Below are 11189 nucleotides of genomic sequence, written 5' to 3' on the forward strand. Positions count from 1 at the left end.
GGCGACTCGGCTGAAGGGGGCGGGCGCGTCCCGCCCCCTTCGGTCCGCCTCTCGCTCCACCTCCGGGGGACCGATCCCCCGACCCCGGTCCTGTGCCGGGGGCGGGCCGGGACGCTTCCGCGTCCCGCGCCCCATTAGACTTATGACCCAACACCCGGCATGACCGCCGGGTGGTGACCCGAGGAGCCAACCTTGGCTGCTGAGCTGCACGTCGAGCTGGTCGCCGCGGACCGCAGTGTCTGGTCCGGCGAGGCCACCCTGGTCGTCGCGCGCACCACGTCCGGCGACATCGGCGTCATGCCCGGTCACCAGCCGCTGCTCGGTGTGCTGGAGTCGGGCCCGGTGACCATCCGTACGAGTGAGGGTGGAACTGTCGTCGCCGCGGTGCACGGCGGATTCCTCTCGTTCGCGGACAACAAGCTGTCGCTGCTGGCGGAGATCGCCGAGCTGTCGGACGAGATCGATGTCCAGCGCGCCGAGCGTGCGCTGGATCGCGCCAAGTCGGACACGGACGCCGCCGCCGAGCGGCGCGCCGACGTCCGTCTGCGTGCGGTGGCGGTGCGCTAGTCGCACCGACTCCGCGGATAGGTTTGTCCCTCAGCCGCGGCCGGCCCGATCTCCTTGGGCCGTGCCGCGGCTGAGGCGATGCGGGTGCACGTGATATTCGGTTACGGGACGATGCGAGGAGGTCGGTGGAGATGTTCCTCGCTCTGCTTGTGAGCGGTTGCGTTGTCGCCCTGGTGGTGGTCGGGCTGTTCGTCTTCGGACTGCGCAGGAGGCTGATCCAGCGGTCCGGCGGCACGTTCGACTGCAGCCTCCGCTGGAACATTCCGGAGGGGCAGGACGTCTCCGGCAAGGGCTGGGTGTACGGCGTCGCGCGCTACAACGGGGACCGGGTCGAGTGGTTCCGGATCTTCTCGTACGCCCCGCGCCCCCGCCGCGTCCTCGAGCGCTCGGCGATCGAGGTGCTGGCGCGCCGCACGCCCGAGGGCGAGGAGGAGCTGGCGCTGCCGGCCGGCGCGGTCGTGCTCGCGTGTCTGCACCGCGGGACGCGGCTGGAGCTGGCGATGAGCGAGGACGCGCTGACCGGTTTCCTCGCCTGGCTGGAGGCGGCGCCGCCCGGCCAACGAGTCAATGTGGCGTGAAGGGGCTGCTCGTTGGTTGGGGGTCCCCCCCGGACGGACTCTGGGGGAGGGTCAACGTGGCGTGACGACGCCCCGCTGGACCGGGTGGCACAGCCCCGCTGGACCGCGTGACGTTGCGCCGGGCCGTATGAGCGTGCATGACGAAGCCCGGGAGAGGTGACTCTCCCGGGCTTCGCCGTTTCAGTGGTCCCCGTGCTTACTGGAGGCCGCTGTTGATCGCGCCGACGAGCTCGCCGTTGGCGGTGTCACCGCTGAACTCCCAGAAGAACGCTCCGCCGAGTCCCTGGTTGTTCGCCCAGTTCATCTTGGAGGTGACGGTCGCCGGGGTGTCGTAGCTCCACCAGTTGGTGCCGCAGTGCGCGTACGCCGTGCCCGCGACGGTGCCGGTGGCCGGGCAGGTGTTCTTGAGGACCTTGTAGTCCTCGATGCCCGCCTCGTACGTGCCCTGGGCCGCGCCCGTGGCCGTGCCGCCCGGCGCGGACTGGGTCACACCGGTCCAGCCGCGTCCGTAGAAGCCGATGCCGAGCAGCAGCTTCGCCGACGGCACGCCCTTCGACTTGAACTTGGCGATCGCCTCGGCCGAGTTGAAGCCGGCCTGCGGGATGCCCGGGTACGAGCTGAGCGGCGAGTGCGGGGCGGTCGGACCGTCCTTGGCCCAGGCGCCGAAGAAGTCGTACGTCATCACGTTGTACCAGTCGAGGTACTGCGCGGCGCCGCCGTAGTCGGCCGCGTCGATCTTGCCGCCGTTGGTGGCGTCCGCCGTGACCGCCGCCGTGACCAGGTTGTTCGCACCGAACTTGGCGCGCATGGCCTGCATCATGTTCTTGAAGGCCGCCGGGCCGGAGGTGTCGCAGGTCAGACCGCAGGCGTTCGGGTACTCCCAGTCCAGGTCGATGCCGTCGAAGACATCGGCCCAGCGCGGGTCCTCCACCAGGTCGTAGCAGGACTGGGCGAAGGCTGCCGGGTTCTGCACGGCCTGGCCGAAGCCGCCGGACCAGGTCCAGCCGCCGAACGACCACAGCACCTTGATGTGCGGGTACTGCGCCTTGAGCTTGCGCAGCTGGTTGAAGTTGCCGCGCAGCGGCTGGTCCCAGGTGTCGGCCTTGCCGTCGACGCTCTGGTCCGCGGTGTACGCCTTGTCGTAGTCGGCGTAGGCGTCACCGATGGTGCACTTGCCGCCGCTGACGTTGCCGAAGGCGTAGTTGATGTGCGTGATCTTCGCGGCCGAGCCGGAGGTCACCAGGTTCTTGACGTGGTAGTTGCGCCCGTAGACGCCCCAGTTCGTGAAGTAGCCCAGCTTGACCTTGGAACCCGGGCCGGGGCCGCCGCCACCGTCGTCGCCGCCGGTGGTGCGGACCGCGACCGCGCCGCTGACCGCTCCGGTCTGGTCCGCGGTGTCGCGGGCCTGGACCGTGTACGAGTAGTCGGTGCCGGCCGTCAGGCCCGTGTTGGTGTACGTGGTGCCGGTGACCGTGGCGACCTTGGCGCCGTCGCGCAGGACGTCGTAGTTCTTGACGCCGTTGTCGTCGGTGGCCGCGCTCCAGCTCAGCTTCACCGAGGTGTCGGTGATGTCAGAGGCCGTGGGGGTGCCGGGGGCGGAGGGCGGATTGTCACCGGGGACGCTGCCGCCGTCGCAGGAGGCGCCGTTCAGCTTGCAGTTGGACGGCGAGCCGGTGCCGCTGCCGTTGAAGCCGAAGGAGACGGAGGCACCGGGGGAGAGCGTGCCGTTCCAGCCGCTGTTCTTGGCGGTCCAGTGGTCGCCGGAGTTGGTGACCGTGGCGTCCCAGGCGGAGGTGACCTTGGTGCCGGAGGGGAAGTCCCACTCGACCGCCCAGGAGTTGATCGTCGTGGTGCCGGTGTTCTTCACCGTCCACTTGCCCTCGAAACCGGTTCCCCAGTCGGAGGACTTGACGTACGTGGCGGTCGCCGAGGTGGCCGCCTGCGCCGGTGAGGCGAGGCCCACCATGGCGGCGAGAGGCAGGAGCAACGCGGTCAGGCCGGCGGTCGCCCTGGCTGTGAACCTCGGTCTCGTGCGGGGGGAAGGTGGCGCTTGAGTGCTCAAGGATGCTCCTCGAGTTGAGTGCGGACATGTCAGGGGTGGTCCATGCACTGGCGCACACCGCGTGGCTCGTCGCGGCATGCTGGGTGGAGATTAGGGTGGTCTGGACCAATCGTCAATAGGTCCAGACCAAAGGTGTTACCCACTGTTGTCCGGCGGTGCGTCAGACGCCCAACTCCTGAGCCAGCACCGCCGCTTGCACCCTGCTGCGCAGCTCCAGCTTCCCCAGCAACCGGCTGACGTGCGTCTTCACCGTGGCCTCCGCCATCGACAACCGCCCCGCGATCTCCGCGTTCGACAGCCCCTGGCCCAGGCACGACAGCACCTCGCGCTCCCGCCGCGTCAGCGCCTCCAGCACCGCGGGGTCCGCGGCGCCGGCGGACCGTACGGCCCGGGGCGCCGCGAACTCCGCGATCAGCCGCCGGGTCACGGCCGGGGCGATCAGCCCCTCACCGGCCGCCACCGTCCGTACCGCCCGCAGCAGATCGCCCGCCTCGGTGTTCTTCAGCAGAAAGCCGGCCGCCCCCGCCCGCAGCGCCCCGAAGACGTACTCGTCCAGGTCGAACGTGGTGAGCACCAGCACGTCGGCCAGCCCCTCCGCGACCACCTGGCGGGTCGCGGACACCCCGTCCAGCCGGGGCATCTGCACATCCATCAGCACCACGTCCGGGCGCAGTTCGCGGGCGAGCCGCACCGCCTCCTCGCCGTCGGCGGCCTCCCCGGCCACCTCGATGTCCGGCGCGCTCCCCAGGATCAGGACCAGTCCCGCCCGTACCGCGCTCTGGTCCTCCGCGACCAGCACCCGGATCGGGGGCGCGTCCCGCCCGGTGTCCGCTTCCGCCGTCATGCAGAGGGCTCCTCGTCGTTCACCACGGGCAGTACCGCCCGTACGCCCCAGATCTTCTCCGGCCCGCCGTCGGGGCCCGGGGCCGGGCCCGCCTCGAACGTCCCGTCCAGCAGCGCCACCCGTTCCTCCATGCCCACCAGCCCGGCGCCCGACCCCGGCGCGCGGGGCCCCGGGCGCCGGCCGAACGGGCTGGTCACCGTCACCCGCAGCGCACCGCCCGCCGGCCGGGAGACCTCGACGCGCACCTCGCCGGCCTCCGCGTGCTTGATCGCGTTGGTCAGCGACTCCTGGACGACGCGGTAGGCCGCGAGCTCCACCGGCGCCGGCAGCCGGGTGCCGCTCTCCCGGCCGTCGTGCAGGACGAAGCGCAGCCCGCTCTGCCGGCCGTTCGTCCGCGCCTGCTCCACCAGCGCGTCCAGACCGGCCAGGGTGGGCGCGGCGGCCGGCTCCATATCGCCGCTGCTGTCGCGCAGCAGCCCGATCAGCCGGCGCATCTCGGCGAGTCCCTCGACGCTGTTCTCCCGGATCACGGTCAGCGCCTGCCTGCTCGTCGCCCCGTCGTCCAGCGACAGCGCCGCCGTCGAGTGGATCGCGATCGCGGAGAGATGGCCCGCGACCAGGTCGTGCAGCTCCCGCGCCATCCGGGCGCGCTCGGCCGCGATCGCCTGGGTACGGTCCATCTCCGCCAGCAGCGCGGTCTGCTCGGCCCGCAGCCGCGCCGCGTTCGCCGCCTCGCGGTGGTTGCGCACGATGGCGCCGGTGGTGGCGGGACCGAACGACACCATCGCGGTCACCAGGCCGACCAGCAGGGCGACCGGCTCCCGCAGCCAGGCCAGGAAGCCGATCGTCACCGCGATGGTGATCATCCCGGTGGTGACCGGGATCCGGCGGGCCGACGCGGGGGTCCCGTAGACGACCGCGGCGTACACGATGTCCGCGAACATCAGGAGCGTCACGATGCTGCCCGGCGTGAACGGGTCCAGCACGAGCGCCGCGGTGCCGGCGAGCAGGGCCACGGCCGGTTTCGTCCGGCGCAGCAGCTCCAGCCCGGACATCGCCGCCAGCGGAAGCAGCGCCACCCAGGCCGGCAGCGGGGCCAGGTGCCCGTTGGTGTGGAGCCCGAGCGCCCACAGCAGCAGGCCCCCGAGCAGGCCGGCGGCCGCGATGAGCACGTCGTCACGGTGGGGGCGGGGGAACGTCACCCGACCATCAAACACGGCCGCGCAGCCCTGCCGCCTCGGCGTACGGGGTGAGCCCTCAGTACATCCAACGATGCAGTCCCACCTCGTCACCGCCGACGACGAATCCGTTCGCGCCGGGCGACACGCTGGAGCCGTACGAAGGGAGAGCTGTCGTGATCGTCACGCTGATCGTGATCTGCGAGATCGGCTTCTGGGTGCTGCTGGCCGCGGGTCTCGCCGTCCGCTACCTACTGAAGATGCCCCGCACCGGAGCCGCGCTGCTGCTGTGCGAGCCGCTGCTGGAGGTCGTGCTGCTTGTGGTCACGGCTATCGACCTCAAGAACGGCGCGGACCCGAGCTGGAAGCACGGCCTGGCCGCGCTGTACATCGGCTACACCGCCGGCCACGGACACCGCACCGTCAAGTGGCTCGACGGCCACGCCGCCCACCGCCTCGGCGGCGGCCCGCCCCCGCGGAAGCCGCCGCGCCACGGCATGGCCCGCGCCCGGCACGAGGGCAGAGTCTGGCTCGGCACCCTGGTGGCCGCGGCCGTCGCGACGGCTCTGCTGCAGATCGCGATCTGGTACGTGGGCGACGCGGGGCAGAGTCAGTCGCTGCGGGACTGGACGCACGGTGCGTGGCGCGTGGCCGGCATCCACGGCCTGATCGCGCTGACCTACGCGATCTGGCCGAAGAAGGCCCCGGCCCCCGAGCGCGAACCCGCCCGCGTCGAGCGTTAGCGCTCCCCGCCGGGCACCCACAGCACGTCCCCGACCTCCTTGTTCGCCACCCTGGCCAGGATGAACAGGAGGTCGGAGAGGCGGTTGAGGTACGTCGCCGTCAGCGCGTTCATCGTCTCGCCGTGCACCTCCATGGCCGCCCACGTCGAGCGCTCCGCGCGCCGTACGACGGTGCACGCCTGGTGCAGCAGCGCGGCGCCCGGCGTGCCGCCCGGAAGGATGAAGCTGCGCAGCTTCTCCAGCTGCTCCAGGAAGTGGTCGCAGTCGGCCTCCAGCTTGTCGACGTAGCTCTGCTCGACCCGCAGCGGCGGGTACTCCGGGTTCTCCACGACCGGTGTGGACAGGTCCGCGCCCACGTCGAAGAGGTCGTTCTGCACACGGACGAGGACCTTCACGACCTCCTCGTCCAGCTTCCCGAGCGCGATGGCCGAGCCGATGACCGCGTTGGCCTCGTTGGCGTCGGCGTACGCGGAGATCCGCAGATCGGTCTTGGCGGTGCGGCTCATGTCGCCGAGGGCGGTGGTGCCCTGGTCGCCGGTACGGGTGTAGATACGCGTCAGATTGACCATGCCGCCAGCCTAGGGTCTTTCGTTTGGATCAGGCCGGATCGGTGAGCGGGGTCTGGTGCATGGGGTCTCCCCAGGCCCGCCAGGGCCGAGGGGACGCCTTGCAAGGCGGAGGATGGGGGTTCCCCCGCCGAAGGCAGGGGGAGAGTCCACGCGGTGGGGGCACCTCCCGTGCCCGAAGGGCTACGGGGGAGTCGGCGACTGACGGCAACGCAGCGAGGTGCGGTGCCAGGGCACGCGAGCCCGGCAAGATCCGAACGAGAGGCCCTAGTTGGGCAACGGCCGGGCGGCGGACACGTGTGCCGGCCGTCACGGCTTGCGCCGCGGAACCGCCCCTTCGGGGGCCTTCGCGGCCCGTCCCGGTGTGATGTCCGCCATGTGGGACGTGACGCGCATCTCTTAGCGGTCACACGAGCGCCTCACGGACGCTAATCTCCGGCAGAGAGCGCAGATGTAAACAGTCGTTAAGGCCCTCGGGGCCGTTAAGGAGTGCCGTAGTGGCCAGGAAGCTCGCCGTCATCGGTGCCGGACTCATGGGTTCCGGAATCGCGCAGGTCTCTGCCCAGGCGGGCTGGGACGTAGTACTGCGTGATGTGACCGACGAGGCTCTGACCCGCGGCAAGGACGGCATCAAGGCGTCCTACGACAGGTTCGTCTCCAAGGGGAAGCTCGAAGCCGCCGACGCCGAGGCGGCGTTGGCGCGCATCACCACCACGACCGACCTGGACGCCGTCGCCGACGCGGACATCGTCGTCGAGGCGGTCTTCGAGAAGCTCGAGGTCAAGCACGAGATCTTCCGCGCGCTCGACAAGCTCGTACGGGACGACGCCGTCCTCGCCTCCAACACCTCCGCCATCCCGATCACCAAGATCGCGGCCGTGACGGAGCGTCCGGAGCGCGTCGTCGGCGCCCACTTCTTCTCGCCCGTACCGATGATGCAGCTCTGCGAGCTGGTGCGCGGCTACAAGACGAGCGACGAAACCCTCGCCACCACAAGGGAGTTCGCCGAGTCGGTCGGCAAGACCTGCATCGTCGTCAACCGTGACGTCGCGGGCTTCGTCACCACCCGCCTCATCTCGGCGCTCGTCGTCGAGGCCGCGAAGCTGTACGAATCGGGCGTCGCGACCGCCGAGGACATCGACATCGCCTGCAAGCTCGGCTTCGGGCACGCCATGGGACCGCTCGCGACCGCCGACCTGACGGGCGTCGACATCCTGCTGCACGCCACGAGCAACATCTACACCGAGTCGCAGGACGAGAAGTTCGCGCCGCCGGAGCTGATGCGCCGGATGGTGGACGCCGGTGACATCGGGCGCAAGAGCGGGCAGGGTTTCTACAAGCACTGACGTCGCCACCGGCGTTATCGACCGGTTCGGTATCACCCGCCGGGGTGAATTCGGTATCGGTTCGCTTACAAGTAGCAACCCCTCCGCCTACGCGGCAGTCAGTTGTTGCAAGACGGAGAAGAAGAGAAGAAGAACAGCCGACCGCACAGTGGACACGGGTCGACTCGGGGCACTGCGAGCAAACTCGGGGAGCGCATATGCACATCAGGGGCGACCATGCCGAGCTGGTCGTCGGGGGCCGCCTCGACGTCCGCAGCGCGGCGGACGCCCGTACGGTCCTGCACTCGGCCGTCGACGACGGCGCCGGCGACCTGGTGCTCGACCTGACCCACCTCGACTCCTGGGACGCCACCGGGCTCGGGGTCATCATGGGCGCGCACCGGCGGGCCGGCCGGTGCGGCCGCCGACTGGTGCTGCGCGGGGTGCCGCCGCAGATGCAGCGGCTGCTCGTGGCCACCCGGCTGCACCGCATCCTCGCCATCGAAGGCGGCCTCGCGGCGGAATCGCTGCCGCGGGTGTGACGTCGGCCGCCCGCTCCTGAGCGCGGCGGCCGCCCTCGACGGCGAGCGTGCGGCCGCACGCGGCCGGGTGGCAGGGGTGCGGGCGGCGGGCCCGCCGGATGAATCGGCCCGACAGGGGCGACCGGGGCAGCAACCGGGCGAGCAGCGCAATCCTCCCGAGACCGTGACGTCAGGGACCGGGGGGCACCCCGAAGGTTTCGCGATCAGTGGCGAACGTCTAGGGTTCGATCGCCTGCCCTTTCGACAGACCCGTCGACACGCCCCTGAGGCGGGCTCCGGACCGAGGCGGCGAAGCGTGCGGGAAGGCCGGGAGGGCACCGCACGCGGCTTCGGCACCAGGAGCGCAGTGATCTTGGCGGCGGCAGGCCGAGCGAACCTTATCTGGGAGCTTTGACGATGGACAACGACAGCTTCGGCGAGGGCACCGGACCGGCACGGCCGCCACGCGACGCCATCACGCCCGGGCAGTCCACGCCCGCGCCCCGGCGCACCGTCCAACTCGTCTCCGGCGACTTCCTGCTCACCGTCAACCCCGTCGACGGCAGCGAGATCGAACCCTGTCCGCCCGGCGAGCAGCCCGGCCGTCCCACCCGCCGCAGCGCCGCCGACCGCGCCGAACTCCTCCGCGCCGCGCAGCCGCCGGTGCCCCCGGGCCCGGCCGCGCCCAGGCCGCCGCTGCTGGAGCGCGACGAGGAGCGGGAACGGCTCGTACGGCTCCTCGGCCGCGGCCGCTCCGTCCGGCTCACCGGCCCGTCCGGCTCCGGCCGCACCGCACTGCTCGACGCCGTCGCCGCGGAGTGCGGCGACTTCGCGCCGGACGGAGTCGTACGCCTCAACGGCTGCCACCGGACCCCCGCCGAGCTGATCCAAGACCTGTTCACGGTCGTCTACGACGCGCCCGGACACCGCCCCGACCGGAACGCGCTCGCCGGCTTCGTCCGCGACATCGGCGCCGTCGTCGTCCTCGACGACCTCGAGTTCGGCGGCGCGGGCCTCGACGAACTGCTCGTCGCCGCCCCGGAATGCGCCTTCCTCGTGGCCACCACCCCCGACGTCCCCGCGCCCACCGCCGACTCCCACCTCGAAGAGGTCTTCCTCAGCGGCCTCGGCCGCGCCGCCGCGCTCGACCTGCTCCAGCAGACCGTGGACCGGCCGCTGACGGAGGACGAGTCCAACTGGGCGGGCGACCTCTGGTTCGAGTCGGAGGGGCTGCCGCTGCGGTTCATCCAGGCCGCCGCGCTGCTGCGCCAGTGCGACGAACTGCGGGCGGACCCGGAGGCCTTCGAGGAGTTCGCGCCGTTCGCGGCGGCCGGCGGCAAGGACGTACCCCTGCCGACGCTCGGTGAAGGGGCCGCGCCCGCCGCGCTGCTCGCCTCCCGGCTCAGCGACTCCGCCCGGCGGACCCTGCGCATCGCCGTCGCCCTCGGCGGTGAGGTCCCGCACCAGGCGCACCTGCCGGCGCTCGTCGGCGACACCCACGCGGACGCCGCGCTCGGCGAACTGATGAACTGCGGACTGCTCTCCCCGGCCGGCCCGCGCTACCGGCTGGCGGCCGGTGTGATGGCCCAGCTCCGCGAGAAGGGCTACGACGAGGACACGGTCGGCCACGCCCACACCGCCGCCCAGCACTACGCCTGGTGGGCCGGACACCCCTCCGTCACGCCCGAGCGGGCCGTCGCCGAGGCGGACGCCATCCTGGCCGCGCTCAGCGCGCTGGTGCCGGGCCGGGAGTCGAGCCACTCCAGCACGGCGGTGCTCCTCGCCCGCAGCGCCGCGCCCGCGTTCGCGGCCGGACGGCACTGGACCGGGTGGGAGCGCGCCCTGCGGGTGGGCTCAGAGGCCGCCCGGATCGCCGGAGAGGTCGCAGAAGAGGCTTACTTCCACCACGAGTTGGGCATCCTCGCGCTTTGCACCGGCCGTCTGGACCGGGCCCGGGCGGAGCTCGAGACGTCGATCGGCATGCGCGGCGCGCTCGCCGACAAGAGCGGCACCGTCGCGGGGCGCCGGGCGCTCGCCCTCGTCACCGACCGCGAGTCCGGGCCGGTGCCCGTGCCGTCCGTCGCGCTGGGCGACGGAGGGCCCGTCTCTCCCCCGCGGGGAGTGCCGGCGCTGCCGCTGACGCAGCGGCTGCCCGCGCCGGTCGAGACGGCCTCCTCGGACGGCCCCGCCGACCGGCCGGGGGACCGGCGTATGGCCGCCCTCCTCGGCGGCGCCCGCCGCAACCTGGTCGCGGCGGGCGCGGGCACGCTGCTCGCGGCGGTCCTCGGCACGGTGGTCACGCTGGGCATGACCTCCGACCAGGAGGAGCCGCCCGGCGGCGGCGTCCGCAACGGCCAGAACGTGAACGAGGACGACGTCGACGACGACTGGACCGCGGAGGAGCCGACGGCCGACCCGTCCGACGGCCCGTCCGGGGACAAGGACGACCCGAAGAAGCCGACGGACTCCGCGACCCCGACCACCCGCCCGGCCTCGACGGGCCGCGCCCCGGCACCGGGCCACAGCCCGTCCCCGACCTCGACGCGCCCGTCGGAGACGAAGTCGTCGCCGCCGAAGTCGACGACGAGCTCCAAGCCGCCGACCGGCTCGAAGCCGCCCACGACACCGCCTGCAGAGTCTCCGGACCCCACGCCCCCGGAGAGTCCTGATCCGAGCGAGACGCCGACGGAAGAACCCCCGCCCGCAGAAAGCGACACGGCAGCGGCCCCTTCCAGCTCCACAGAGGCGTCCCTGAGCGGAGCGCCCTCGGGCTCCGAGTCCCCGACCGTCATCTGACCCGTCCGC

At 72.0% G+C, this 11189-nt stretch carries 10 protein-coding genes; 6 read left to right on the forward strand and 4 right to left on the reverse strand.

The features are described 5' to 3' along the window. Nucleotides 1-192: 192 nt before the first annotated feature. The gene (locus ACWD01_RS03560; protein WP_451157647.1) at nt 193-567 is read left to right on the forward strand and encodes a F0F1 ATP synthase subunit epsilon; all 375 of its coding nucleotides are present in this window, start codon (nt 193-195) and stop codon (nt 565-567) included. A 131-nt stretch (nt 568-698) separates the two neighbouring features. Beyond that, complete coding sequence (locus ACWD01_RS03565) at nt 699-1145, forward strand: DUF2550 domain-containing protein (RefSeq protein ID WP_451157649.1); 447 nt, start codon at nt 699-701, stop codon at nt 1143-1145. A gap of 196 nt (nt 1146-1341) precedes the next feature. Here the strand turns inward: ACWD01_RS03565 and ACWD01_RS03570 are convergent, their stop codons facing one another. From ACWD01_RS03570 to ACWD01_RS03580, 3 genes are all read right to left on the reverse strand, one after another. Continuing rightward, on the reverse strand, nt 1342-3111 hold the full coding sequence (locus tag ACWD01_RS03570) for a glycosyl hydrolase family 18 protein (RefSeq protein WP_451157882.1): 1770 nt from the start codon (nt 3109-3111) through the stop codon (nt 1342-1344). 256 nt (nt 3112-3367) lie between these two features. Continuing rightward, complete coding sequence (locus ACWD01_RS03575) at nt 3368-4051, reverse strand: response regulator (RefSeq protein WP_451157651.1); 684 nt, start codon at nt 4049-4051, stop codon at nt 3368-3370. Beyond that, nucleotides 4048-5253, reverse strand: a complete 1206-nt coding sequence (locus tag ACWD01_RS03580) for a sensor histidine kinase (protein WP_451157653.1) — start codon at nt 5251-5253, stop codon at nt 4048-4050. The genes ACWD01_RS03575 and ACWD01_RS03580 overlap by 4 nt, the downstream gene beginning before the upstream one ends. A 152-nt stretch (nt 5254-5405) precedes the next feature. Here ACWD01_RS03580 and ACWD01_RS03585 point away from each other — a divergent pair, with 152 nt between their 5' ends. Next, nucleotides 5406-5972, forward strand: a complete 567-nt coding sequence (locus tag ACWD01_RS03585) for a hypothetical protein (protein ID WP_451157655.1) — start codon at nt 5406-5408, stop codon at nt 5970-5972. Here ACWD01_RS03585 and ACWD01_RS03590 read toward each other — a convergent pair. Beyond that, the gene (locus ACWD01_RS03590) at nt 5969-6541 is read right to left on the reverse strand and encodes a cob(I)yrinic acid a,c-diamide adenosyltransferase (RefSeq protein WP_356892653.1); all 573 of its coding nucleotides are present in this window, start codon (nt 6539-6541) and stop codon (nt 5969-5971) included. The two genes, ACWD01_RS03585 and ACWD01_RS03590, sit on opposite strands and share 4 nt — an antisense overlap. A gap of 494 nt (nt 6542-7035) precedes the next feature. Here ACWD01_RS03590 and ACWD01_RS03595 point away from each other — a divergent pair, with 494 nt between their 5' ends. The 3 genes from ACWD01_RS03595 to ACWD01_RS03605 all read left to right on the forward strand — a co-directional run bounded on the left by ACWD01_RS03595 (nt 7036) and on the right by ACWD01_RS03605 (nt 11180). After that, nucleotides 7036-7884 (forward strand): 3-hydroxyacyl-CoA dehydrogenase family protein, encoded by an 849-nt coding sequence (locus ACWD01_RS03595; protein WP_451157657.1) that lies wholly within the window; start codon nt 7036-7038, stop codon nt 7882-7884. A 197-nt stretch (nt 7885-8081) separates the two neighbouring features. Continuing rightward, a complete protein-coding gene (locus ACWD01_RS03600) occupies nt 8082-8405 on the forward strand; it encodes an STAS domain-containing protein (protein WP_018845393.1) in 324 nt (107 codons plus the stop codon). A gap of 396 nt (nt 8406-8801) precedes the next feature. Then, the gene (locus ACWD01_RS03605) at nt 8802-11180 is read left to right on the forward strand and encodes an ATP-binding protein (RefSeq protein WP_451157659.1); all 2379 of its coding nucleotides are present in this window, start codon (nt 8802-8804) and stop codon (nt 11178-11180) included. The last annotated feature ends 9 nt before the right edge of the window (nt 11181-11189 follow it).

It is taken from the genome of Streptomyces sp. NPDC002835 (assembly GCF_053591995.1).